The following is a 22,878-nucleotide window of genomic DNA, read 5'->3' on the forward strand; positions in this document are numbered from 1 at the left end:
GTTGTTCCGATCACCCGTTCTGGGCCGTTGTTTCAAACCAGTTCAGCACGCGCGTCACCCACCCTTTCGGCAGCCCATGGCCGCCGGGATGCAGTTCAAGCGTCAGGCTGCCTGCAGTACAGTCGGACCAGGTCTTGATCCAGAGCTCCCCTTCCGTGCTCGCCGCTTCGGCCGCCCCCATGCAGCCCCCTTCCCTTCGGAAGGTATCCAGTCCCGTCAGGATGTTGCCCTGGTGAAAGGCCACACCGTTGAAGACCGCCGCGCGCCCCTCGAGCGGGACGACGCGGTCCGAAAACCCGTGAGTGTGGTAAAGCGTGGCGGGCCCCGCGCAGCCTGTCTGCATCGGTTCCCAGAACCCGCCGGACGCCGAGGCAAAGGCGCTGGCGACCCGCGGCGTCGCGCAGGCAAGATCCCACACCATCGAGCCGCCGCGTGAAAACCCGGTGACGAGCACCCGCCCCCGGTCCAGCCCGAACCGCTGGGCGGCGTCGTCGATCACATGGCCGATGAAGGCGATATCGTCGCGCGGCAGCTCGTAGCCGTCATCCACCGCCCAGTCGCGGCGGAATGCGCCGACCGGGTCCATCTGCCCGTCGGGCGCGATCAGGGCATAGCCTCGACCTGTGAAACGCTTGGTCAGGCCGGTGTTCTTGATGACGGATCCGCCGCTGCCGGCGTAGCCATGCAGATACAGCGCCATCGGTGCGCCCTCGACCACTTCTGGCAGGGCCGCGAAATACTGTCCGTTTTCAAGGATGCAGGGGGAGCCTTCCACACCGCACACCTGCGCCGACGCGCCCGGCCAAGCCAGAAACGACGCCGCGCATGCGATGGCTGTCAGATACCTCCTCATGAGGCGCTCACCCCTCCCCCTGCAGAAGTCTCTCCGAGGGGGCCATGCGGCTGGCACGGCCCCGCCCGTTTCTCGTTCCCGGGACTCAGTTGAGCAGGCCGAGTTCCGCGTAGGCTTTCTCGGCACCGGGGTGCAGCGGCGCTGACAGGCCGTCGTTGACCATTTCCGACGCGTCCAGGTCGGCGAATGCCGGGTGCAGGCCGCGGAAATCGTCGAGGTTCGACAGGACCGCCTTGGCGACGACATAGGCCACGTCCTCAGGCACCTCTGCCGAGGTGACGAAGGTCGCGCCAACACCGAAGGTGGTGGTGTCCGTGTCGGTGCCCGCATACATGCCCGCCGGGATCGTGGCGACGCGGTAATAGGGGTTCTCGGCCACCAGCTTGTCGATCGGCTCACCCACGACCGAGACGAGTTTGACGTCGCAGGTCGTCGTGGCTTCCTTGATCGCCGCGGCGGGGTGCCCGATTGTGTAGATCATCGCGTCGATATTGCCGTCGCAGATCTCTTTCGCCATCTCGGAACCCTTGTACTCGGTCGCGAGCGAGAAGTCGTCCATGGTCATGCCGAACGCATCCATCACGACTTCCATCGTGGCGCGCTGGCCCGACCCGGGGTTGCCCACGTTCACGCGCTTGCCGGCCAGTTCCTCGAACGAGGTGATGCCGCTGTCGCCGCGCACCAGCAGGGTGAAGGGTTCGGGATGGACCGAGAACATCGCCCGGATATCGGGGAAAGCCGCGTCGCCCTCGAACTGGGAGGTGCCGTTGTAGGCGTGGTACTGCCAGTCGGACTGGGCCACGCCGAACTCGAGTTCACCGGCCTTGATGGTATTGATGTTGTAGACAGAGCCGCCCGTGGACTCCACCGCACACCGAATGCCGTGGTCCTTGCGGTCACGGTTCACAAGCCGGCAGATCGCGCCGCCCGTGGGATAGTATACACCGGTCACACCACCGGTTCCGATTGAAATGAACGTCTGGTTCTGCGCAACAGCCTGGCCGCCGGTGGCCAGCAGCAGAACAGTTGCAGCACCTGCAAATGCAGATTTGAGAGTCATGTTATTCCTCCTCTGACGGAATTTAATGGCGTGTCTCCCCACGCCTTCCAGTCCTGCCGACGAATCGGCTGACACTCAGGAGTTTATCTGCATTGCCCCGAGGAACCATAGCGCAGCCATGTTATTGCGTGGTTGCCGCTACGTAATCACTGTCAACGACAGGTTCCAACCAGTTGGTTCCACTACCACTTTCACAAGCCTGCATGGCGATATGGGTCATGCCCGTGTCCGGCGCGGCACCGTGCCAATGTTCAAGTCCCGGTGCGATCCAGACGGTATCTCCGGCGGTGATCCGCCGGGGCGGCTGGCCGCGTTCGGCGTAAAGACCCGCGCCGCGGGTGACGTGCAGCGTCTGTCCCCGCTCATGGGTGTGCCAGTGCGTCCGCGCCCCCGGCGCGAAGGTCACGCTGAGCGCAACCAGCCCCGCAGGATCCGCGCCGATGATCGGATCGAGCTGCACGAAACCGGTAAAGGCGTCACCCTCCCCGATCCGGGTTGGCCGCTCTGTGGTGCGAAATATCGTCATGATCGTCCCCTCCTGTCGCGTCGGGGGGAGTGTCGAGCAGCGGCATCAGGCTTGCAACCACAACCTCGGCCCCCGCCAGCGAAAGATGCGAGCCGTCGCGGTAGTAGGGAACCTGCCCCGCCGACATCACCTCGCACATCGTGCCATCCTTGCAGAACAGCGCCTGTGCCTTCAGCCGCGCCGCGCCGCTGCCCTCGGCCAGCGCCGCCAGCGTCGCGAGCGCCGCGCCGTTGCGCACCGCGTAATCCACCGGCAGAAGGCGGTCGGGCAGAACGCCGCTCTGCCAGGCGGCGCGCGCCAGCATGTCGGGCACGATGCCGGGGTACTCGGGCACCGGATCGATCAGCACGAGCCGCAGGTCCCGGCCGCGCAACCGCCCGGCGAGCGCCAGGGCGTGGCGGCGGAACGCGGCGGCGTTGCCCGCGGGGCTGGCGGCATCGGCGTAGCGCACCGCCCTGACCCCGCTGCGCGCGCCGTTGGTGAAATTTCCCCATTGCGCGGCCAGCACGACGGTGGAGATCTCGGGGCTGGCCAACACCCGCGCCCAGGCTGCCTCGATGAACGCGCCGCATTCCGGGCCGCGCCCGGGGGCCTTCGTTGCGAAGCCCGGCACCGGCGCGCACCAGCCGCGCGAAAAGACCAGCGCCGCCGCCCCCCGCCGCGCCAGCGCGGGCCCGAGGGCGGGCGTCAGGTGCCCGGCGTGGCTGTCCCCGATCAGCGCGATGGACGGCACGACGCCGTCGGCCCCGATGACGCAGACGCCGCCCCCGGCGACCTGCTCAGCGTCCAGTACGCCGTGACAGGGCATGTCCCACCGCTGCCAGTCCGCATAGGGCTGGTTGGCCAGCGGGGGCAGACGCCAGGCCGCCCCGCCCGAATGATGCAGGAAAGCGCCAAGCCCGATGGCCGCCGTGCCAAGCGCCGCGATCCCCGCGCCGCGCCAAGCGCCGGGCCGACGAAACGGACGCTCGACCAGGGGCTGCGTTGCCGCCGCCAGCGCAAGGCTGAGCGCCACGACCACCACGTCGCGCAAAGCGCCCTCCGCCCCCGGCCAGAGCACCGCGCCAAAAGCGATCAGCGGGAAGTGCCACAGGTAGATCCCGTAGGAATGCCGCCCCAGCCAGGTCAGCCCGGGATGCGCCAGCACCCGCCCGACCGGCCCCGCGGATTGCAACAGGAACACCGTGGCCAGCACGCTCAGCACCGCGCCGGAACCGGGATGCGGCAACACCGGCGAGGCGGTGGCCAGCGCCGTGACCAGCAGCAAGAGCCCGAGCCAGCCGAACCCCACCCGGGGCCGCGCGGGACTGAGAACCAGCAACGCCCCCGCCGCGAATTCCCAGAACCGGAAGGGAAACAGGAAGAACGCAGCATCCGGCGCGCGATGGGCCGCGACCAGCCCCGCGAGCAGGCTGGCCCCCGCAAGGACACCGATGGCCAATCGCTGGCGCCGCCGGGGCACGACCGCCAGCAGCAGCGGGAACAGAAGGTAGAACTGCGCCTCCACCCCGAGGCTCCACAAGTGCAGCAAGGGCTTGCCGCCCGATTGGGGCGCGAAGTAGCCCGCCTCGCTCCAGAACAGCAGGTTGGTGGCAAAAAACGGCGCGAGTCCAAGGCTTTGCCCGAAATCCTTGAACTGGTATGGCAGCAATAGCAGCCAGCCCACACCCGCGCTGGCCAGCGCCACGACAAGTACCAGCGGCAACAACCGACACAGGCGCCGCAGCAGGAACGGGACAAGCGCAGGGCGCGCCCCGCCCGGCGGGCAGAGCAGGCGCGTGATCAGGTAGCCGCTGATCACGAAGAAGACGTCAACGCCCAGGAATCCCCCCAGCGCCCCGGGCAGGTCGAGGTGATAGGCAAGGACCAGCCCCACCGCCACGGCCCTCAGGCCATCGATATCGGGGCGATACGGCAAGACAGGCGCGTGAATACTCATCCCGCGGTCATAATGCCTAAAGGTTTAACAGAATCCGAACGGACCCGCCGGAAACGCAAAGGGGCGATGCCATCGGCACCGCCCCTTCGAAAAACCTGTGGCTGAAATCAGCGCTTGGAGAACTGGAAGCTCCGGCGTGCCTTGCGGCGGCCGTACTTCTTACGCTCGACCACGCGGCTGTCGCGGGTCAGGAAGCCTGCCGCTTTCAGCGCGGGGCGCAGCGACGGTTCGTACAGCGTCAGCGCCTTGGAGATCCCGTGCTTCACGGCACCCGCCTGGCCCGACAGGCCGCCGCCCTTGACGGTGGCCATCACGTCGAACTCACCCGAAACACCGGCGACGGAGAAGGCCTGGCCGATCACCATCTGCAGCACGGGGCGTGCGAAGTACTCGTTCATCGGCTTGCCGTTGACCACGACATTGCCCTTGCCCGGCTTGATCCAGACACGGGCGACCGCGTCCTTCCGCTTGCCGGTGGCGTAGGAGCGGCCCAGCTCGTCGCGCTGCGGCTCGGCCGGGACATAGGCCTCGGCCTCGGGCGCGGCGGCCAGATCTGCACCGGACACGGCGTCCTTCAGATCGTCGAGGGATTTGATTTCTTCAGCCATGCTCATGCGCTCCGCGTGTTCTTGGGGTTCATGGACGCGACGTCCAGAACTTCCGGGGACTGCGCCTCGTGACCGTGCTCGGTCCCGGCATAGACGCGCAGGTTGGACATCTGCTTACGGCTCAGCGGGCCGCCCGGCAGCATACGCTCGACTGCTTTGATGACGACGCGCTCGGGGAAGCGGCCCTCGAGCAGCTGCTCGGCGGTGCGGTGCTTGATGCCGCCCGGGTACCCGGTGTGCCAGTAGTATTTCTTGTCGGTGCGCTTGTTGCCGGTCATCTGCACCTTGTCGGCGTTGATGATGATGACATTGTCGCCCATATCCATGTGCGGCGTGAAGCTGGCCTTGTGCTTGCCACGCAGGCGCATGGCGACGATCGTGGCGAGGCGGCCCAGAACGATGCCCTCGGCATCGATCAGGATCCACTTCTTCTCGATCTCTGCCGGTTTGGCGGAGTAGGTTTTCATGGTGTCGTCCCGAATGTTTCTTGGATCGGGGCGCTGCCCCGGCTCCGGTGAACGGATGGGCGGGTTTTATAGGATACGCGCGCGCAGTCAATGGGGCTCTGTCGCAAAAACATGATTGAAATCAATGCCTTGCAAAATAGGTACCTATTTACCCCATAAAATCACCGCTCCGGCGGGATCGAATAGGTCAGGCTGGCATGGGCCACCGGCTGATCCAGCCCCTGGCCGAAGACCTCGACGTCGCCGACGGACAGGCTGCGCCCCAGCTTCAGGATGCGCGCCTCGGCCCTGAGCGGGCCCAGCGGGGGCTTGCGCATGAAGTTGATCGTGCAGCCCGTGGTCACGGTCAGCGCCTGGCGCCCGATCATCGCCAGCGTCACCATGTAGAAGGCGCAGTCGGCCGCCGTGAACATGGCCGGGCCGCTGATCGTACCGCCGGGACGCAGGTCGGCCTCGCCGATCGCCATGGTGCAGCTCAGGCGCATCGGCGACAGGGACGTGATCGCGAAACGCTCCGACACCTGGGGAAAGACCTCCCGAAGGTAGTCTTCCACCTCGGGCGCTGTCAGCTTAAGCTCCATGCCGTGACCTCCTTGCAGGAATGTCAGGTGGCACGAACCCGGCCCCGACGCAAGGAGCAGCCATGCCAGACCCCATCCTGCTGAGAGAGGACGACGCCGGCATCGCCCGGCTGACGCTGAACGCCCCCGCTAGCCTGAACGCCCTGTCCGACGCGATGCTCGTCGCACTCCGGGCCGAACTGGCCGCGCTGGAGCAGGACCGAAGCGTGCGTGTCGTGATCCTTTCGGGCGCGGGGCGCGCCTTCTGCGCCGGGCACGACCTGAAGGAAATGACCGCCGGGCGCCAGGCAGAGGACGGCGGCGCCGCCTACTTCCGGGACCTGTTCCGCCGCTGTTCCGAGGTGATGACCGCCCTGCCCCGCCTGCCCCAGCCGGTGATCGCCGAGGTCCACGGCCTCGCCACCGCCGCCGGGTGTCAGCTGGTGGCCCATTGCGACCTGGTGGTCGCGGCAGAGACGGCGCGCTTTGGCGTCAACGGCGTGAACATCGGGCTGTTCTGCTCAACGCCCATGGTTGCACTCAGCCGGGCGATTCCGCCGAAACATGCTTTCGAGATGCTGACGACCGGGCAATTCATCGACGCCGCGCGGGCGGCGGACCTGGGCCTCGTGAACCGCGTGGTGCCGGAAACCGGGCTTCGGGCGGAAAGCGCTGCGCTGGCCGAACAGATCGCCGGCAAGCTCGGGCGCGCGGTGGCGCTGGGCAAGCAGGCCTTCTATCGCCAGTTGGAAATGCCGCTGGACGACGCCTACGCCTTCACCGGGGATGTCATGGCGGCGAACATGGCCTATGAGGAAACCGCCGAGGGGATCGCCGCCTTCCTGGAAAAGCGCGATCCCCGCTGGACGCAGTAAGCGCGCCCGCGATCAGGCGCGCGCGATCTTCTGCTCGGGCGGGTACAGCGCCAGGTGGCGTGCGCGCAGGGCAAGGGTGAACACCACCACCGCGCCAAGCTGGTGGACGATGGCGATGTGCCAGGGCGCACCGTAAAGCACCGTCCCGATCCCGATGACAACCTGTGCGAACAGCGCAACCGCCAGCCAGTCGAAGCCCCGGCGCAGCGCCGTCACGCTCAGACGGCGGCTGCGCGCCCAGGTGATCAGCACCAGCGCCAGCAGCGCGTAGCCCCAGACCCGGTGGATGAACTGGACGAGACCCGCGTTCTCGAAGAAGTTGCGCCACAGCGGCTCAAGGCTCAGCGCGCCGCTGGGCACGAAGCTGCCGTCCATGAGCGGCCAGGTGACATAGGTGCGCCCCGCGTCGATCCCCGCCACCAGCGCGCCGAGCAGGATCTGCCCGAAGATCAGCACCACCAGCACACCGGCAGCCACGCCGCCCCCCTCACGCCGCCGACGCGCCTGGATCAGCGCCATCTGCGGCTGGCCGAGGTCGCGGATATACCAAGCCAACAGCCCGAGGATCGCGAAGGCCAGCCCAAGATGCGTCGCCAGCCGGTAGGAGGCGACGTCCAGCATCGTGCCCGTCAGCCCGGAGGACACCATCCACCAGCCGATCGCCCCCTGGAACCCGCCGAGCAGGCCAAGGCCCAGAAGCCGGCGCGTCCACCCCACGGGGATTTGGCGGCGCGCCAGGAACCACAGGAAGCCGACGGCCCAGACCAGGCCGATGACGCGGCCAAGCTGGCGGTGGCCCCATTCCCACCAATAGATGAACTGGAACTCCGACAGGCTCATCCCCGCGTTCTGCAACCGGTACTCCGGGATCTCGCGGTACTTGTCGAATTCGACCTGCCAGGCGGCCTCGGACAGGGGCGGCAGCGCGCCCGAGACGGGGGCCCACTCGGTGATCGACAAGCCGCTGTCGGTCAGCCGGGTCAGTCCGCCCACGGCGATCATCACGACGACGAGCGCGAAAAGCACCCGCAGCCAGGTCGCGATGGCCGCGCGCGCCCCCTCACGCGGGTCGCGCCGTTTCGGGGCCGGGGTCGCGGCGGGCTTTGCGGTGCTGTCCACCTCTTCGAAGATGCTGCGGGTCTTGCTCATGGTGCTCTCCATCCTTGCGCCCTGATGTAGCGCCGGGCCAGCGCGCTCACAAGGCGCATGGCCTGCGTCGCTTTGGCCCTCGGCCGCCCGGGCGCGCCATCGCCCGAAGGGCTCAGGGGTCTTGCGCCGCAGGCGCTCCGCTGGATTGGTCACGGCCCGATTGATCGCGGGGGGTACGCTCCGCCAGGGTGCGGAACACGCCGTAAAGCGTGCGCACATCCGCATCCGTCAGCGGCAGGCGGTTCATCAGGTTGTCCAGGTTTTCCCGCAGGCTGTCCGCTTTGTCCGGCGGCCAGAAGAAGTTGCCGGGCTCCAGGCGGGCGGCCAGCGCCTCGGTCATCCGCGCCACCTCGTCCCGTGTCGCGGTGCGCGTCTTCTCTTTGCCGGTCTTTTGCGGCAGTGCCACCTCCCGCCCCCATTCATAGGCGGTCAGCAGCGCGCATTGCGCCAAGTTGAGCGAGGCGAAGGCCGGGTTCACCGGCACCGTGATCACCGTGTTGGCCAGCACCACGTCCGCATTCTCAAGCCCCGCGCGCTCCGGGCCGAACAGCACGCCCACCTTTTCGCCCCGCCCGACACGCGCGCGCGCGTCCTGCATCGCCTGCTCCGGCGTCATCACCTCTTTCGTCAGGTCGCGCGGGCGCGCAGTCGTCGCGTAGACGTGGTTCAAGTCGGCCACCGCCCCGGCGGTCGTGTCGTCCACGCGCACCTGGTCCAGCACCCGCGCCGCGCCCGAGGCCATGGCCACCGCCGCCGGGTTCGGCCAGCCGTCGCGCGGCGCGACGAGGCGCATATGCTCCAGCCCGAAGTTCCACATCGCGCGCGCCGCCGCGCCGATGTTCTCGCCCATCTGCGGGCGGACCAGGATGAACACGGGCTGCGGGCCTTGCCACTCGCCCCCCGCGGAATGATTTGTGCCTGACATGACGGTTCCCGAATTATCGCCCAGATCGCGGCTTGCGTGATACGCTGGGCGCAACGGGGATGCAATCGAAGGGGGCGCAGATGGCCTTTGACGAGGAACAAGCGGAACGGCTGCGCGATCGCCTGGCCGGACACATCGGCATCACCGAGAAGAAGATGTTCGGCGGCTTGTGCTTCCTTCTGAACGGCAACATGCTGGCGGGCATCCACGGCGCAAAGATGGGTGGCGGCGCGATGTTCCGCGTCGGCCCCGAGCGGGAGGCGGCCGCCCTCGCCCTGCCCGGCACCGCGCCGATGACCATGACGGGCCGGCGGATGCGCGGCTTCGTGGACGCACCGGCCGACCTGCTGGAGGATGAGGCGCAGCTTGCCGCGATCCTGGCCCTCGCCATGGAATACGTCAGCGCCATGCCCGCGAAATAGCCTGTCGTATACCGACGTATACCGGGCTTTCCAAAGCCGGCCCGATCCCGTATAGACGGGCGCAAATCACCGCACTTGAAAGAGGACACCCATGACCAAGATCAAGGTAGACAACCCGGTCGTCGAGCTCGACGGCGACGAGATGACCCGGATCATCTGGCAGTTCATCAAGGACAAGCTGATCCTGCCGTACCTCGACATCGACCTGCTCTACTACGACCTGGGCATGGAGGAGCGTGACCGCACCGACGACCAGATCACCATCGACGCGGCCAACAAGATCAAGGAAATCGGCGTCGGCGTGAAATGCGCCACGATCACCCCCGATGAAGCCCGGGTCGAGGAATTCGGCCTCAAGAAGATGTGGCGCAGCCCCAACGGCACGATCCGCAACATCCTGGGCGGCGTCGTGTTCCGCGCCCCGATCATCTGCAAGAACGTGCCGCGCCTCGTTCCCGGCTGGACCCAGCCCATCGTGATCGGCCGTCACGCCTTCGGCGACCAGTACCGCGCCACGGACTTCCGCTTCCCCGGAAAGGGCAAGCTGACGATGAAATTCGTGGGCGAAGATGGCCAGGTCATCGAGCACGAAGTCTTCGACGCGCCCTCCTCCGGGATCGCGATGGGGATGTACAACCTCGACCAGTCGATCATCGATTTCGCGCGCGCGTCGATGAACTACGGTCTGAACCTCGGCTGGCCGGTGTACCTGTCCACCAAGAACACCATCCTGAAAGCCTATGACGGGCGCTTCAAGGACCTGTTCCAGCAGGTGTTCGACGAGGAATTCGCCGACAAGTTCAAGGCCGCCGGGATCACCTATGAGCACCGCCTGATCGACGACATGGTCGCCGCGGCGATGAAATGGTCCGGCGGGTTCGTCTGGGCCTGCAAGAACTACGACGGCGACGTGCAGTCCGACACCGTGGCCCAGGGCTTCGGCAGCCTCGGCCTGATGACCTCGCAGCTGATGACCCCCGATGGCAAGATCGTCGAGGCAGAAGCCGCCCACGGTACCGTCACCCGCCACTTCCGCCAGCACCAGCGCGGCGAGGCGACCTCGACCAACTCCATCGCGTCGATCTATGCCTGGACCGGCGGTCTTAAGCACCGCGCCAAGCTGGACGACAACGCAAAGCTGATGGAATTCGCAGAAACCCTGGAAAAGGTCGTCGTGGATACGGTCGAGTCCGGCTTCATGACCAAAGACCTTGCCCTGCTGGTCGGCCCGGATCAGAAGTGGCTGACCACCGAAGGCTTCCTCGAGAAGGTGGACGAGAACCTGAACAAGGCCCTCGTCGGGTAAGTCAGCCGCACACGACACGAAAAGGCCCCGGGAAAGCAGCCGCTTTTCCGGGGCTTTTTCTTGCGCGATGGGCCGAAAGCGATCCGGCCGCTTGCGCTAGCGGGTCACTGCCCGCGGTTATGCGTCTTGGCGTAAAGGGCGGCGACCTTGCGGCTGGCGGTGCGTTCGCACATGCAGGGGATCACCGCGTGGATCAGCGCCGCCCCGGCGGCCACGAACAGCGTTGCGCTGAACTTCAGCGCGAACAGGAAATGCTCGCCGTATGTCTCATCGACCTTCGCGGGGTGGTCCAGGAAAATCTGCTTGATCATCTCAATCTCCTCAAGGGTTGTGGGAAATTACCACCGGGGATCTGGATATTTTCTCAAATAATCACTAGAATCGAGGTATGATTGTGATTTCTTCCAACACAAGGGCAGATGAATGAGCCTTGATCCCACGGACCGGCGAATCCTGCACCACCTGCAACGCGAGGGCGACGTCTCGCTCGACGTGCTGGCAGAGGAAATTAACCTGTCGCGCAACGCCACCTGGCGGCGGATCAAGCAGATGGAGAAAGCCGGCATCATCGCGCAGCGCGTCGCCCTGCTGGACCCCGAGAAGCTGGGCCTGCGCCTGACGGTGTTCATCCTGATCCGCACCGACCAGCACACCAAGGCCTGGGGCGAGGCGTTTGCCCGCGCCACCCGCGGCATGGACGAGATCCAGGGCGTCTATCGCATGACAGGCGACCTCGACTACCTGGTCCGCGCCCAGGTCGAGGATGTCCGCGCCTATGACCGCCTCTACCAGCGCCTGATCGCGGAGGTGGCGATCTCGGATGTCTCGGCCAGCTTCGTGATGGAGCGTATCAAGGAAACGACGGCCCTGCCCGTGCTCTGATCCGCCCCCGGTCCGCCCTGCGGCTGGACAAGCCCCGCGGTGGCACGCGACACTCTGCAGGAGGAGGAGAGCACATGATCCGCGCGATTGCCCTGCTGTTGCTCGTCGCCTCTGCCTCCGTCGCCTTGTCGCTGATCTTCGGGGCCGAGGTGCTGGCCGCGCTGGGCCTAATGCTGACGCAGGCCAAGGTCGTGCTGGGCAAGGTCGCCGCGCTCAGCGGGGCCACGCTGGTCAACTGGCTGAAGGCGCAGGGCATCAACTTCGCGCGGGTGGAGCTTGGCAAACGCTGGTTCATGCGCTCCCTCCTGCCGATGGTGATCGGCGCGGCCACCCAGCGCCGGATCGCCGCCTTCGTGAAAACCTACATGGCGCATGTGAAGCTGCGCTACGCCCTGATGATGGACTGGTACCGCAGCCGGCCGCGCGCGATGCGCATCGTCCTGATCCTGATCGCGATGTTCGCCACCCTGGCGCTTGCCGTCACCTCGATGAGCCTGTGGCTGCTGCTGTTCTCGGTCCAGCTGCCGATCTGGATCATCGCCGGGGTCAGCGCCTTCGGGGCGATGATCTGGCAAACCCTGCAGAAGATGTTGTTCCGCACGCTGGCCTTCATGCAGCTTTACAGCCTGTGGGGCTTCCTGCGGCGCCGGGTGCCAAGGGCCTACCTGCAGCGGGTGCGGCGGTTCAACTTCCGCATCGCGCGTATCGTGGTGCGCCGCCGCCGCATGACGGTGGCCCAGCTTCACGCGCAGAAGGACAGCCTTGCAATGCGCTGGGAACTGGCCCGCGAATACTTCCGCCACCGCCGCCCCGACCAACCCTCGGCGGAGGAATTCCGCTCCATGCGCGAACGGCGGGACTGATCAGGAGTCGGTCTCGAGGATCACCAGCGAACGCTCGGACGCGCCCTTCGCGATATCCACGACCGACTGGTATTCCGGCGAGTTGTAGCAGGCCAGCGCCGCTTCCATGGTCGGGAAACGCGCCACCACGTTGCGCGGAAAGGCCCGGCCTTCCATCTGTTCCGCACGCCCGCCGCGGGCGATGAACACGCCGCCATGAGCGGGAATGGAGCCACTCGCCACCTCGGCGTATTTCGCATAGGCGTCCGGGTCGGTCACTTCGACATGGGCAATCCACAGTGCTGGCATCGTCAGGCTCCTTCAGTGTCGCGCAGGTTCAAATGCAGGGTCAAATGCAGGGTCAGAAACCGTCCAGCAGCAACAGCTCCCCTACGGAGCTGTTCAGCCGCAGCGGCTCGATCTTCTTGTAGCTGTCGCTGGCATACCAGCGCCGGGCCGTGGCCATGTCGGGGAATTCGATGATCACGTTCCGCAGGTGGCGGCCACCTTCCAGCCATTCGCAATCCCCGCCCTTGGCCAGGAAGCGCCCGCCAAACTCGGCAACATTATCAGCCGTCTGCGCGGCATAACTCAGGTAGACGTCACGATCCGTCACCGTGAAATGACCGATGACATAGGCGCTCATCCCTCAGCCCTTCGCGATGGCGGCGCGCACCGCGTCCAGCGCGGCATCGGCGCGTGTCACGTCGGGACCGCCGCCCTGGGCCATGTCGGGGCGGCCGCCGCCGCCCTTGCCGCCCATGGCCTCTGCCGCTGTGCGCACAAGGTCCACGGCCGAAACACGGTCCGTCAGGTCATCGGTCACGCCGGCCGCGATGGCCGCCTTGCCGCCGGTGTCTGCAATCAGCACCACCGCGCCGGATTTCAGGCGCGCCTTCTGCTCATCGATCAGCCCGCGCAGGTCCTTGCCCGACACGCCGTTCAGCACCTGGCCGAGGAAGGCGACACCGGCAAGGTCCTCGGTGGCGGCCTCGGCCCCGCCGCCGCCGCCCATGGCGAGTTGCTTGCGCAACTCGGCCACTTCGGCCTGCAACTGGCGGCGCTCGTCCAGCAGCGCCTTGATCCGCTCCACCACCTCGCTCCGCTGGGCCTTCAGGGTGCCCGCGACCTGAGACAGGGTCGCTTCCTGCTCGGCCAGGTAGGCTTGCGCCGCGGGGCCGGTCAGCGCCTCGATCCGGCGCACGCCGGAGGCGGAGGCACTTTCGCCGAGGGTCACGAACACGCCGATATCGCCGGTCTGGCGCACATGGGTGCCGCCGCAAAGCTCGATCGAGTAGGTATCGCCCGTGGCCCCCTTGCCCGACTTCGCCTGCGTGCCCATGGAGACGACGCGCACCTCGTCCCCGTATTTCTCACCGAACAGCGCCTGCGCCCCGAGGGCGCGCGCATCGTCCGGCGTCATGATCCGCGTCTCGACCGGGGCGTTCTGGCGGATGTAGGCGTTCACCTCGGTCTGCACGCGGGACAGCTCCTCGGCCGTCATCGCCTTGTTGTGGCTGAAGTCGAAGCGCAGACGGTCCGCCGCGTTGAGCGAGCCGCGCTGCGCCACGTGATCGCCAAGCGCATGGCGCAGCGCCTCGTGCAGCAGGTGCGTGGCGGAATGGTTCGCCCGGATCGCGGTCCGACGGGTGTGATCGACCTCCAGCTCAGCCGGGGTGCCACGGGCGATGACGCCCTCGCGCACGGTGCCGATATGGCGATAGACGCCGGCGGTCTTGCGACAGTCGGTAATCTCGACAACGCCGGTTTCGGTACGCAGCATGCCGGTGTCGCCCACCTGGCCACCAGCTTCTGCGTAGAACGGCGTCTGGTTCAGGACCACCTCCACCGGCGCGCCGGCTTCGACGCGCTCAAGCTCCGCGCCGTTGCTGACCAGCGCGACGATCTGCCCTTCGGCGGCTTCGGTATCGTAGCCCAGGAACTCGGTCGAGCCGGCCCGCTCGGCGATATCGAACCAGACCGAGTCATCGGCCTGCTCGCCAGATCCGGCCCAGGCCGCGCGGGCCTTGGCCTTCTGCTCGGCCATCGCGGCATCGAAACCGGCGGTGTCCACGTCCCGGCCCCGCTCGCGCAGGGCGTCCTGCGTCAGGTCCAGCGGGAAGCCGTAGGTGTCATACAGCTTGAAAGCGGCGGCGCCGGGCAGCGGCTCGCCCTCTTCCAGGGCCTCGACCTCGGCGTCCAGCAGGCTGAGGCCACGGTCCAGCGTCTGCTTGAAACGGGTTTCCTCGGCCAGCAGGGTTTCCTCGACCATGCGCTGCGCCTGCGTCAGCTCGGGGTAGGCCTGGCCCATCTGGCGCACCAGCGTCGGCACAAGGCGGTGCATCACCGGGTCCTGCGCGCCCAGCAGGTGCGCATGGCGCATGGCGCGCCGCATGATCCGGCGCAGCACGTAGCCCCGCCCCTCGTTCGAGGGCAGCACCCCGTCCGCGATCAGGAAGGAGGTAGAGCGCAAATGGTCCGCGATCACCCGGTGATGGACGTTCTGATCACCATAAGGGTCCACGCCCGTCGCATGGGCCGAGGCTTCGATCAGGTCACGGAACACGTCCGTGGAATAGTTGTCATGGCTGCCGCCAAGGGTCGCGCCGATCCGCTCCAGCCCCATGCCGGTATCGATCGAGGGTTTGGGCAGCGGCTTGCGGCTTTCATCCTCGAACTGCTCGTACTGCATGAAGACGAGGTTCCAGATCTCGATGAAGCGGTCGCCGTCTTCCTCGGGGCTGCCCGGGGGGCCGCCCCAGATCTCGGGGCCGTGGTCGTAGAAGATCTCCGAACTCGGGCCACAGGGGCCGGTGGGGCCCATCATCCAGAAGTTGTCATTGGTGGCGATGCGGATGATCCGCTCATCCGGCAGGCCGGCCACCTTCTTCCACAGGTCCGCCGCCTCGTCATCGGTGTGATAGACGGTGACGTAGAGCTTGTCCTTGGGCAGGCCGAATTCCTTGGTGATCAGGTTCCAGGCCAGCGGGATCGCGTTTTCCTTGAAGTAGTCGCCGAAGCTGAAGTTGCCCAGCATCTCGAAAAACGTGTGATGGCGCGCGGTGTAGCCGACGTTGTCCAGGTCGTTGTGCTTGCCCCCGGCGCGCACGCATTTCTGGCAAGACGCGGCACGGGTGTAATCGCGCGTCTCCACCCCGGTGAACAGGTTCTTGAACGGCACCATGCCGGAGTTCACGAACATCAACGTCGGGTCGTTGCGCGGCACAAGTGGCGCGCTTTTCACGACCTCGTGGTCCTTCTCCCCGAAATAATCGAGGAAGGTGCTGCGGATGTCGTTAAGGCTGGTCATGTGTCACCGGCTAGAATTGAAACGTCAGGCGAAATCGGAAGTAGCTGAAGGACCGGCGACTGTCCACAAGGACATGGGCTTGCACGGCATGCGGGTGCCCGGAATGCAGGAAGGGCCGCCCTATCAGGCGACCCTACCCCGGTATTCCTTCCGTCACCGCCCGCGGAGCGCGCGGAAATCAGTCCTCCAGCAGGACGTCGTCCCGGTCACCCGGCCCCATGTCGAAGTCGAGCCCGTGTGCGGCGCGGATCTTGTCCTCGATCGTCAGGGCGATGTCGGGGTTTTCCTTCAGGAAGGTTTTCGCATTCTCGCGGCCCTGGCCGATGCGCTCGTCCCCGAACGAGTACCAGGACCCGGATTTTTCCACGATGCCGGCCTTCACGCCAAGGTCGACCAATTCGCCCATCTTGGAGATGCCGGCACCGTACATGATGTCGAATTCGACCTGCTTGAAGGGCGGAGCGACCTTGTTCTTGACCACCTTGACGCGGGTCTGGTTGCCCACGACCTCATCCCGGTCCTTGATGGAGGAGATGCGCCGGATATCCAGCCGCACAGAGGCGTAGAACTTCAGCGCGTTCCCGCCCGAGGTGGTTTCTGGGCTGCCGAACATCACGCCGATCTTCATACGGATCTGGTTGATGAAGATCACCATGCAGTTCGAGCGGCTGATCGCGCCGGTCAGCTTGCGCATCGCCTGGCTCATCAGGCGGGCCTGTGCGCCGACCTGGTGGTCGCCCATGTCGCCCTCGAGCTCGGACTTCGGGGTCAGCGCGGCGACCGAATCGACCACGACGCAGCTGACTGCGCCCGAGCGCACCAGCGTCTCGGTGATTTCCAGCGCCTGCTCGCCCGCGTCGGGCTGGCTGATCAGCAGCTCGTCTAGGTCGACGCCCAGTTTCTTGGCGTACTGCGGGTCGAGCGCGTGTTCGGCGTCGACGAAGGCGCAGACGCCGCCCTTCTTCTGCTCTTCCGCGATCACATGCAGCGCGAGCGTCGTCTTGCCCGAGCTTTCGGGGCCGTAAACCTCGATGATCCGGCCCTTCGGCAGACCCCCGATACCAAGGGCGATATCCAGCCCCAACGACCCGGTGGAGGTCGCTTCGATCTCCATCACCGCGCCCCCCTGGCCGAGTCTCATGATCGAGCCCTTGCCGAAGCTGCGCTCGATCTGACTCAGCGCTGATTCCAGCGCTTTCTGCTTGTCCGTGCTACGTTTGTCAGTCATGTCCAGGAGGGGGGTTGCCATGTTTCCAGTCCTCTTATTTCATGTCTTGCCAGTGGGGGCAATCGCTGCTCTGTTCGCCTCTTGTTCTCATCTGTATGAGATCAAAACCAGAACATTGCAACTATAATCTTACCGATCCCATCCTTCACGAGTTTGGTTTAATGATCGGTAAACACCGGGCAGGAGCGTTGAATGCTGCTACATATCGAGGGGCGTTTCGCCTATCTCGCCATGACGAAAACGGGCTCCACATCCGTGGAAAACGCGATCCGGCGGCACTGTCACGTGCTGTTCACCCGGCATCACCGGGTCACCCACATGCCCGCGCATCATTTCGAGAGATTCATCCGCCCCTACTTGGCCGAAAGCGGGATCGAGGGCATCGAAACCGTCTGCCAGCTGCGCCACCCGGTTGACTGGCTGGAAAGCTGGTGGCGCTACCGCTCCAAACCCCAGGAATGGGAGCAGGAGGTGGACACCAGCGGCATCACCTTCGACCAGTTCGCGCAGGAGTATATCGACGGCGCGGATCGCCCCTACCTGGGGATGCACCGCCCGCAGGCGTTCCTCTGCGACAGTGACGGCGCGCTGATCGTCGACCAAGTGTTCCGTTTCGAGGATATGCCCCTGCTCGCGCGATTCCTGTCCGAACGGCTCGGGCGCAAAATCACGATCGAGCGTCACAACGTCTCGCCCCGGCGGCGGCTTCAGCGGCGACTGTCGAAGGCGGTGCAGGGAAGGGTCGAAAGCTATTTCGCGCCCGAGCTCGATATCTGGGAGAATCGGACCCGCAAGTCCCTTTAGGGGCGCGCGCAGGTTGCCCGAGCACGGCCTTGGGGCGCCCCGGGAATCGTCCGGCCATGCGCCGGGATCAGCGCCCTTCCCCCTCCGGGCGGACATGCACGTAACGCTCCATGTGATCGCGCACCCGCTCCACTAGGTCGTTGAGCGTGAACGGCTTGGCAAGGTAGCTTGAGCGCGGCACCGCCGCCGAGCCATCGATCACCATGTCCTCCGAGTAGCCCGAGACGAAGACAGTCGAGGCATCGGGGCGCTTCTCGTAAGCCTTCCGGACCCAGGACGGCCCGTCGAGCCCCGGCATCACCACGTCCGAAACGAACAGGTCCACGCCAAGCGTCTCATCCTCGAGCACATCCAGCGCCGCCTCGCCGCAATCGGCCTCGATCACGGTGTAGCCGCGCAGTTGCAGCGCCCGCGCGGCGAAGGCGCGCACCGGGGCCTCGTCCTCGACCAAGAGGACGACGCCGTTGCCCGTGGGGTCGCGGAAGCGCGGCGGTTCGACCGGGTCCTGACGCCCTGGCGGTTCCGTGGCGGCGATCTCGGTATGGGCCGGCAGGTAGATGCGAAAGATCGTGCCCTGGTCCACGACGCTGTCCACGAAGATGAAGCCTTCCATCTGCTTGATGATTCCGTAAGCCGTGGAAAGGCCGAGCCCGGTCCCTTCGCCCACCTTTTTCGTGGTGAAGAACGGCTCGAAGATCTTGTCGATCTTGTCCGGCGGGATCCCGCTGCCGGTGTCGGCCACCTCGATCACGGCGTAATTGCCGGGCGCGACGATGGCGCGGTCCCGCTCCATCGGTTCGTCCAGCGTCACCTTGCGCGTCCGCAGCGAGACGACACCCCCCTCCTGCATCGCGTCGCGCGCGTTCACTACGAGGTTGACGATCACCTGCTCGAGTTGGCGTTCATCCACGCGGACGGGCCAGATATCCTCGGCGTTCTCGATCGTCAGCTCGACCTTCTCACCAAGCAGGCGGTTGAGCAGGTTGGCGAGTTCGGCGAGCGAATCGTAGAGGTGCAGCACCTGCGGGCGCAGCGTCTGCTTGCGTGAGAACGCCAGCAGCTGGCGCACCAGCGCCGCCGCCCTGTTCGCGTTCTGGCGGATCTGGATCAGGTCGGAATGGTCGGTGTCATGTTGCCGGTGGCGCAGCAGAAGCAGGTCGCAATGGCCGTTGATGGCCGTCAGCAGGTTGTTGAAATCATGGGCGATTCCACCGGCAAGCTGGCCGACCGCCTGCATCTTCTGGCTCTGGACGAATTGAGCTTCCAGGGTCTTCAGCTCGGTCGCGTCGCTGAGGACGACGATGATCGTCGTCCCCTCTTCGGCGATCATGCGGGTCATGGTCACCTGAAGGAAACCGTCCGCGTCCTCCGCCTTGCGCCGCGCCACCTCGGAGCGACCCTCGGCGCGCCCTCCGATGGTTTCGCGGATACGGTCTGGCATCGGCTTGCCCAGCCCTTCGAGCAGGTCGGGAAGGCAGGCACCGGGCTTGGCCGCCGCGCCCAGCAGGCGGCGGGCCACCTTGTTGCAGAACTCGATCCGCCCCTCGGCATCGAGGCGGGCGATCGCGACGGGCAACACCTCCAAGTCGTTGTCCTTGCCGCTCAGCTGCGGCGGCGCGGGCGCGGGCGGTGTGCCCGCCCCGGGACGGACTTCCCAGAGCTGGTTGCCGTTGTCCATCCGCGTGGCCTGCAGGCGATGCGCGGTTCCGCCGATGTCCAGCATCACCTCGGCCCAGCCAGCGGAGTCGGCCTGTCGCCCGAGCCGGAACAGGGCCGATGCGCCGTCTTCCGCACAGGTAGCCAGAAGCCGTTCCGCGCTGCCGCATCCGCGCTTCACCCAGGTGCGGGCGACGCGGTTCGCCGGGCTGAGGCCGCGGCGCGGTTCCATCACGAACCGCGCGCCCCCGCCCGCGTCCGGGTGATACCCACGCCGGGCCGACAGGAAGCAGCACAGCGCCAGGCCGAAGACCGGCAGCCAGAGCAGCGACACGACGATGAAGGGCAGATCGAACACAACCGCCGCCCCAAGGACGACGAGGCCGCCGAGCATGGCGGCAGCGGTTCCGGGGCCAGCCGACAGGCCGGTCAGAAGCGCGGGATATGGATCGGTAGGGTCTTCGGCGGTTGACATCGGGCCATTCTGTTTACTCTCCGCAACCGGAATGCCCGGTGGAAGTTAATAAAAGCTGAATGTCCGTGACATGCAAGTCAGGGTTGCGTCATGCGATATCAAACGCGCAGAAATAGAATCCGTCCCCCGGCGCGCCGGGCAAAAGGCGGCCGGACTCGCGGATTTCGATCCCCGGGCGGCGCTTTTGCAGCGCAACGATCTGGTCGCCGTTTTCCGGGGTCAGAAGCGAACAGGTCGCGTAAAGCACCCGCCCGCCCGGGCGGACGAGGCGACAGGCGCGGTCAAGGATGCCGCGCTGCACCTCGACCAGCTTTTCCACGTCCTGCGGCGTGAGCCGCCACTTGTGATCCGGCATACGCCGCCAGGACCCGGTGCCGCTGCAAGGCGCATCCACCATCACCCGGTCGAAACGCCCGGTCATCGCCTCAAGATCGGCGTCGTCCAGCAGGCTGACCTGCCCCCCGGCGCGGCGTGCGCGCTCGGGCAGATCGCGCATGCGCCGGGGATTGACGTCATAGGCATGAATCGTCTGATCCCCGCCCAGCAGTGCCGCCAGCGCCAGGGTCTTGCCCCCGCCCCCGGCGCAGAGGTCGAGCACCCGCTTGCCCGGGCGCGGGGCCAACGCGGCGACGACGGACTGGCTGGCCGCGTCCTGCAACTCCACCAGGCCGTCGCAATAGGCGCGCGAGGTGTTGATGCGGCGCGGGTTCGTCAGCACGCGCAGCGCGTCTGGCACGCCGGGCACCGGGGCGGTTTCGATCCCCTCGCCCGCCAGCGCCTGCCGTGCGGACGCAAGATCCGCCTTCAGACGATTGACGCGCAGATCCACCGGCGCGCGATGCCGCAACTCCTGCATGACCGGCACAAGGTCCGCCCCGAGGGAGTCGCGCAGCAGCCCCTCCATCGGCGCGGGGATATCGAGGCGCACCGCCTCGGGCGCGGCGGCCAGATCGGGGCGAAGCGCCGCCTGCTCGTCGGGCGACAGGGGCGGCGGGGCATGGCCCTGCCCGTCGAACAGCGCCAGGGACTCGGGCGTCTCCTGCGCGCATTGGCCGATCACCAGCGCGCGCCCGGATTCGACCGCCGCACCGGAGGCCCAGAGGCTGCTGCGGCGCTGGCGCAGGATGTCGAAGACGATATCGCGCACCGCCGCCCGGTCCTTGGAGCCGGCGAACCGGCTGACCCGCGCCCAGCGGGTCAGCACCCGCTCGGCGACCTCGCCCGCGAGGATGTCGTCAAGACAGGCGATCGCGGCCGCGAGCCGCGCCCCGGGCGTCATGACCGGGACTCCGCTTCGCGGCACGGGCCAGGACCGCCCGCGGAAGCGGGGCCAGGTCCGGGCGAAAAGGCGTCAGCCGGCGCGATAGTTCGGACTTTCGCGGGTGATCTGGACATCATGCACATGGCTCTCGGTCAGCCCGGCCCCGGTGATCTTGACGAAGGTGCAATCCTGGCGCATCGCCTCGATCGTGGCGCAGCCGGTGTAGCCCATGGCGGCGCGCAGGCCGCCCACGAGCTGGTGTACCACCGCGCTGGCGCTGCCCTTGTAGGGCACCTGCCCTTCGATCCCCTCGGGGACCAGCTTGTCCCCGGAGGCCTGTTCCTGGAAATACCGATCCGCGGACCCGCGCGCCATGGCCCCGACCGAGCCCATGCCGCGGTAAGCCTTGAAGCTGCGGCCCTGGTAGAGGATCATCTCGCCCGGCGCCTCGTCCGTACCGGCCAGCATGGAGCCGACCATGGCGCAGCTCGCCCCGGCGGCGATGGCTTTCGCGAAATCGCCCGAGAACTTGATACCGCCATCGGCGATCACCGGCACGTCGCCCGCCACAGCCGCGCAATCAGCGATCGCGGTGAGTTGCGGCACGCCGACGCCGGCGACGATACGCGTGGTGCAGATGGAGCCGGGGCCGATGCCGACCTTGATCGCATCCGCGCCCGCGTCGATCAGCGCGCGCGTCGCCTCGGCCGTGGCGACGTTTCCGGCGACCACCTGCACGTCGTTGGACAGGTGCTTCACCCGGCGCACCGCCTCGGCCACGGAAGCGGAATGGCCGTGGGCGGTGTCGATCACGATCACGTCCACGCCTGCATCGACCAACTGCTCGGAGCGCGCGAATCCCTTGTCGCCCACCGTGGTGGCCGCCGCGACACGCAACCGCCCGAGCCGGTCCTTGCAGGCCTGCGGGTTCAGCACCGCCTGCTCGATATCCTTGATGGTCAGCAGCCCGGTCAGGCGCTTTTCCGCGTCGACCACGAGCAACTTCTCGATCCGGCGCGCATGCATCAGGCTTTTCGCCTCGGCCAGGTCGGCGGGCTCGTGCAGCATGGCGAGGTTTTCGTTCGTCATCATCGCGCGCACAGGGGTTGCGTCATCTTCCACGAAGCGCATGTCGCGGTTGGTGAGGATGCCGACGACCCGCCCTTCATCCACCACCGGGAAGCCGGTGATACGGTAACGCTCGGCCAGGGCCTTGGCGTCGGCGAGGGTCTGTTCGGGCGAGAGCGTGATAGGGTTGTAGACGACGCCGCTTTCGAAGCGCTTGACGCGGCGCACCTGCGCGGCCTGTTCGTCGGGTTCGAGATTGCGGTGCAGCACGCCGATGCCGCCGGCCTGGGCCATGGCGATGGCCATGCGCGCCTCGGTCACGGTGTCCATGGCCGAGCTGACCAGTGGCATGTTGAGCCGGACGCTGCGGGTGAATCGGGTGCGGATGTCCGCGTCGGCGGGAAGGGTGCTCGACGCGCCGGGGACCAGCAGCACGTCGTCGAAAGTCAGGGCCTCACGAATGTCCATGACGGGTTCCTTGATGGGTTCGCTGTTGGCACGTCCCTATCTCATGGGTGCGGGGAAAAGGAAAGGGGCGTCGGACGGGCCGGGCCCGCCAGGGGGGCGATGCCGTTCCAGGGGGCGCCGGGGCACGCAGGACAGCCCCGGCCACGGCCCGGACCGGCCCGCGCGCGGGCCGGTGCCTGCGGCGCGGATATTTT

23 protein-coding genes are annotated in these 22,878 nt (G+C 66.7%); 6 read left to right on the forward strand and 17 right to left on the reverse strand.

What is annotated here, in order from left to right:
* Positions 1–10 precede the first annotated feature (10 nt).
* The 7 genes from DJ029_RS17680 to DJ029_RS17710 all read right to left on the reverse strand — a co-directional run bounded on the left by DJ029_RS17680 (position 11) and on the right by DJ029_RS17710 (position 6,034).
* The gene (locus DJ029_RS17680; RefSeq protein ID WP_232823128.1) at positions 11–775 is read right to left on the reverse strand and encodes a CE1 family esterase; all 765 of its coding nucleotides are present in this window, start codon (positions 773–775) and stop codon (positions 11–13) included.
* Positions 776–938: 163 nt separating this feature from the next.
* Positions 939–1,913, reverse strand: a complete 975-nt coding sequence (locus DJ029_RS17685; RefSeq protein WP_112323824.1) for a TAXI family TRAP transporter solute-binding subunit — start codon at positions 1,911–1,913, stop codon at positions 939–941.
* 121 nt (positions 1,914–2,034) lie between these two features.
* Positions 2,035–2,439, reverse strand: coding sequence for a (R)-mandelonitrile lyase (locus tag DJ029_RS17690; RefSeq protein ID WP_112323825.1), 405 nt, complete (start codon positions 2,437–2,439; stop codon positions 2,035–2,037).
* Positions 2,390–4,378 (reverse strand): acyltransferase family protein, encoded by a 1,989-nt coding sequence (locus DJ029_RS17695; protein WP_112323826.1) that lies wholly within the window; start codon positions 4,376–4,378, stop codon positions 2,390–2,392. Before DJ029_RS17695 ends, DJ029_RS17690 begins: the two co-directional genes overlap by 50 nt.
* A gap of 107 nt (positions 4,379–4,485) precedes the next feature.
* Entirely contained in the window at positions 4,486–4,986 is a 501-nt protein-coding gene (rpsI, locus tag DJ029_RS17700; protein ID WP_112323827.1) for a 30S ribosomal protein S9, read from the reverse strand.
* Positions 4,987–4,988: 2 nt separating this feature from the next.
* Positions 4,989–5,453, reverse strand: a complete 465-nt coding sequence (gene rplM, locus DJ029_RS17705) for a 50S ribosomal protein L13 (protein WP_112323828.1) — start codon at positions 5,451–5,453, stop codon at positions 4,989–4,991.
* Between the two features lie 161 nt (positions 5,454–5,614).
* Positions 5,615–6,034: a PaaI family thioesterase gene (locus DJ029_RS17710; protein WP_112323829.1), complete on the reverse strand. Its 420-nt coding sequence runs from the start codon at positions 6,032–6,034 to the stop codon at positions 5,615–5,617.
* A gap of 62 nt (positions 6,035–6,096) precedes the next feature.
* On the opposite strand from DJ029_RS17710, the gene DJ029_RS17715 reads away from it, so the two are divergent.
* Positions 6,097–6,888 carry an enoyl-CoA hydratase gene (locus DJ029_RS17715; RefSeq protein ID WP_112323830.1) on the forward strand — a complete coding sequence of 264 codons (792 nt, stop codon included), beginning with the start codon at positions 6,097–6,099 and terminating at the stop codon, positions 6,886–6,888.
* 12 nt (positions 6,889–6,900) lie between these two features.
* On the opposite strand, the gene ctaA is transcribed toward DJ029_RS17715, so the two are convergent.
* Positions 6,901–8,037: a heme A synthase gene (gene ctaA, locus DJ029_RS17720; protein WP_112323831.1), complete on the reverse strand. Its 1,137-nt coding sequence runs from the start codon at positions 8,035–8,037 to the stop codon at positions 6,901–6,903.
* Positions 8,038–8,149: 112 nt separating this feature from the next.
* A complete protein-coding gene (locus DJ029_RS17725) occupies positions 8,150–8,962 on the reverse strand; it encodes an RNA methyltransferase (RefSeq protein WP_112323832.1) in 813 nt (270 codons plus the stop codon).
* A gap of 80 nt (positions 8,963–9,042) precedes the next feature.
* Here DJ029_RS17725 and DJ029_RS17730 point away from each other — a divergent pair, with 80 nt between their 5' ends.
* Both DJ029_RS17730 and DJ029_RS17735 read left to right on the forward strand, forming a co-directional pair.
* The gene (locus DJ029_RS17730; protein ID WP_112323833.1) at positions 9,043–9,384 is read left to right on the forward strand and encodes a TfoX/Sxy family protein; all 342 of its coding nucleotides are present in this window, start codon (positions 9,043–9,045) and stop codon (positions 9,382–9,384) included.
* A gap of 91 nt (positions 9,385–9,475) precedes the next feature.
* Positions 9,476–10,690: an NADP-dependent isocitrate dehydrogenase gene (locus tag DJ029_RS17735; RefSeq protein ID WP_112323834.1), complete on the forward strand. Its 1,215-nt coding sequence runs from the start codon at positions 9,476–9,478 to the stop codon at positions 10,688–10,690.
* Between the two features lie 104 nt (positions 10,691–10,794).
* Here the strand turns inward: DJ029_RS17735 and DJ029_RS17740 are convergent, their stop codons facing one another.
* Positions 10,795–11,001 (reverse strand): DUF6356 family protein, encoded by a 207-nt coding sequence (locus DJ029_RS17740; RefSeq protein ID WP_112323835.1) that lies wholly within the window; start codon positions 10,999–11,001, stop codon positions 10,795–10,797.
* A gap of 112 nt (positions 11,002–11,113) precedes the next feature.
* Here DJ029_RS17740 and DJ029_RS17745 point away from each other — a divergent pair, with 112 nt between their 5' ends.
* Positions 11,114–11,572: an Lrp/AsnC family transcriptional regulator gene (locus tag DJ029_RS17745; protein ID WP_112323836.1), complete on the forward strand. Its 459-nt coding sequence runs from the start codon at positions 11,114–11,116 to the stop codon at positions 11,570–11,572.
* A 74-nt stretch (positions 11,573–11,646) separates the two neighbouring features.
* A complete protein-coding gene (locus tag DJ029_RS17750) occupies positions 11,647–12,435 on the forward strand; it encodes a hypothetical protein (protein WP_112323837.1) in 789 nt (262 codons plus the stop codon).
* Here DJ029_RS17750 and DJ029_RS17755 read toward each other — a convergent pair whose 3' ends face one another.
* The 4 genes from DJ029_RS17755 to recA form a co-directional block, all read right to left on the reverse strand.
* Complete coding sequence (locus tag DJ029_RS17755) at positions 12,436–12,723, reverse strand: DUF1330 domain-containing protein (RefSeq protein WP_112323838.1); 288 nt, start codon at positions 12,721–12,723, stop codon at positions 12,436–12,438. It abuts the gene before it with no gap.
* 52 nt (positions 12,724–12,775) lie between these two features.
* Positions 12,776–13,060 (reverse strand): DUF1330 domain-containing protein, encoded by a 285-nt coding sequence (locus DJ029_RS17760; RefSeq protein WP_112323839.1) that lies wholly within the window; start codon positions 13,058–13,060, stop codon positions 12,776–12,778.
* A gap of 3 nt (positions 13,061–13,063) precedes the next feature.
* Positions 13,064–15,724 carry an alanine--tRNA ligase gene (alaS, locus tag DJ029_RS17765; protein ID WP_112323840.1) on the reverse strand — a complete coding sequence of 887 codons (2,661 nt, stop codon included), beginning with the start codon at positions 15,722–15,724 and terminating at the stop codon, positions 13,064–13,066.
* Between the two features lie 178 nt (positions 15,725–15,902).
* Positions 15,903–16,973 carry a recombinase RecA gene (gene recA / locus DJ029_RS17770; RefSeq protein WP_112323841.1) on the reverse strand — a complete coding sequence of 357 codons (1,071 nt, stop codon included), beginning with the start codon at positions 16,971–16,973 and terminating at the stop codon, positions 15,903–15,905.
* A gap of 171 nt (positions 16,974–17,144) precedes the next feature.
* Here recA and DJ029_RS17775 point away from each other — a divergent pair, with 171 nt between their 5' ends.
* Positions 17,145–17,756, forward strand: a complete 612-nt coding sequence (locus tag DJ029_RS17775) for a hypothetical protein (protein WP_112323842.1) — start codon at positions 17,145–17,147, stop codon at positions 17,754–17,756.
* 67 nt (positions 17,757–17,823) lie between these two features.
* Here the strand turns inward: DJ029_RS17775 and DJ029_RS17780 are convergent, their stop codons facing one another.
* From DJ029_RS17780 to guaB, 3 genes are all read right to left on the reverse strand, one after another.
* Positions 17,824–19,887, reverse strand: a complete 2,064-nt coding sequence (locus tag DJ029_RS17780) for a hybrid sensor histidine kinase/response regulator (protein WP_112323843.1) — start codon at positions 19,885–19,887, stop codon at positions 17,824–17,826.
* Positions 19,888–19,975: 88 nt separating this feature from the next.
* Positions 19,976–21,166 (reverse strand): RsmB/NOP family class I SAM-dependent RNA methyltransferase, encoded by a 1,191-nt coding sequence (locus tag DJ029_RS17785; protein WP_112323844.1) that lies wholly within the window; start codon positions 21,164–21,166, stop codon positions 19,976–19,978.
* Between the two features lie 72 nt (positions 21,167–21,238).
* Positions 21,239–22,684: an IMP dehydrogenase gene (gene guaB, locus DJ029_RS17790; protein ID WP_112323845.1), complete on the reverse strand. Its 1,446-nt coding sequence runs from the start codon at positions 22,682–22,684 to the stop codon at positions 21,239–21,241.
* Positions 22,685–22,878 lie beyond the last annotated feature (194 nt).

Origin of the sequence: Oceanibium sediminis (assembly GCF_003265325.1) — a bacterium.
GTDB classification, from domain to species: Bacteria; Pseudomonadota; Alphaproteobacteria; order Rhodobacterales; family Rhodobacteraceae; genus Halovulum; species Halovulum sediminis.

Excerpts from the sequence above, each read along its gene's own strand:
- DJ029_RS17760 (WP_112323839.1), bottom strand. The coding sequence starts at position 13,060 with ATGAGCGCCTATGTCATCGGTCATTTCACGGTGACGGATCGTGACGTC.
- alaS (WP_112323840.1), bottom strand. The coding sequence starts at position 15,724 with ATGACCAGCCTTAACGACATCCGCAGCACCTTCCTCGATTATTTCGGG.
- DJ029_RS17740 (WP_112323835.1), bottom strand. The coding sequence starts at position 11,001 with ATGATCAAGCAGATTTTCCTGGACCACCCCGCGAAGGTCGATGAGACA.
- DJ029_RS17745 (WP_112323836.1), top strand. The coding sequence starts at position 11,114 with ATGAGCCTTGATCCCACGGACCGGCGAATCCTGCACCACCTGCAACGC.
- DJ029_RS17695 (WP_112323826.1), bottom strand. The coding sequence starts at position 4,378 with ATGAGTATTCACGCGCCTGTCTTGCCGTATCGCCCCGATATCGATGGC.
- DJ029_RS17775 (WP_112323842.1), top strand. The coding sequence starts at position 17,145 with ATGCTGCTACATATCGAGGGGCGTTTCGCCTATCTCGCCATGACGAAA.
- DJ029_RS17750 (WP_112323837.1), top strand. The coding sequence starts at position 11,647 with ATGATCCGCGCGATTGCCCTGCTGTTGCTCGTCGCCTCTGCCTCCGTC.
- DJ029_RS17725 (WP_112323832.1), bottom strand. The coding sequence starts at position 8,962 with ATGTCAGGCACAAATCATTCCGCGGGGGGCGAGTGGCAAGGCCCGCAG.
- DJ029_RS17785 (WP_112323844.1), bottom strand. The coding sequence starts at position 21,166 with ATGACGCCCGGGGCGCGGCTCGCGGCCGCGATCGCCTGTCTTGACGAC.
- DJ029_RS17690 (WP_112323825.1), bottom strand. The coding sequence starts at position 2,439 with ATGACGATATTTCGCACCACAGAGCGGCCAACCCGGATCGGGGAGGGT.
- DJ029_RS17755 (WP_112323838.1), bottom strand. The coding sequence starts at position 12,723 with ATGCCAGCACTGTGGATTGCCCATGTCGAAGTGACCGACCCGGACGCC.
- rpsI (WP_112323827.1), bottom strand. The coding sequence starts at position 4,986 with ATGGCTGAAGAAATCAAATCCCTCGACGATCTGAAGGACGCCGTGTCC.
- DJ029_RS17780 (WP_112323843.1), bottom strand. The coding sequence starts at position 19,887 with ATGTCAACCGCCGAAGACCCTACCGATCCATATCCCGCGCTTCTGACC.
- DJ029_RS17710 (WP_112323829.1), bottom strand. The coding sequence starts at position 6,034 with ATGGAGCTTAAGCTGACAGCGCCCGAGGTGGAAGACTACCTTCGGGAG.
- ctaA (WP_112323831.1), bottom strand. The coding sequence starts at position 8,037 with ATGAGCAAGACCCGCAGCATCTTCGAAGAGGTGGACAGCACCGCAAAG.
- DJ029_RS17730 (WP_112323833.1), top strand. The coding sequence starts at position 9,043 with ATGGCCTTTGACGAGGAACAAGCGGAACGGCTGCGCGATCGCCTGGCC.
- DJ029_RS17715 (WP_112323830.1), top strand. The coding sequence starts at position 6,097 with ATGCCAGACCCCATCCTGCTGAGAGAGGACGACGCCGGCATCGCCCGG.
- recA (WP_112323841.1), bottom strand. The coding sequence starts at position 16,973 with ATGGCAACCCCCCTCCTGGACATGACTGACAAACGTAGCACGGACAAG.
- DJ029_RS17685 (WP_112323824.1), bottom strand. The coding sequence starts at position 1,913 with ATGACTCTCAAATCTGCATTTGCAGGTGCTGCAACTGTTCTGCTGCTG.
- guaB (WP_112323845.1), bottom strand. The coding sequence starts at position 22,684 with ATGGACATTCGTGAGGCCCTGACTTTCGACGACGTGCTGCTGGTCCCC.
- rplM (WP_112323828.1), bottom strand. The coding sequence starts at position 5,453 with ATGAAAACCTACTCCGCCAAACCGGCAGAGATCGAGAAGAAGTGGATC.
- DJ029_RS17735 (WP_112323834.1), top strand. The coding sequence starts at position 9,476 with ATGACCAAGATCAAGGTAGACAACCCGGTCGTCGAGCTCGACGGCGAC.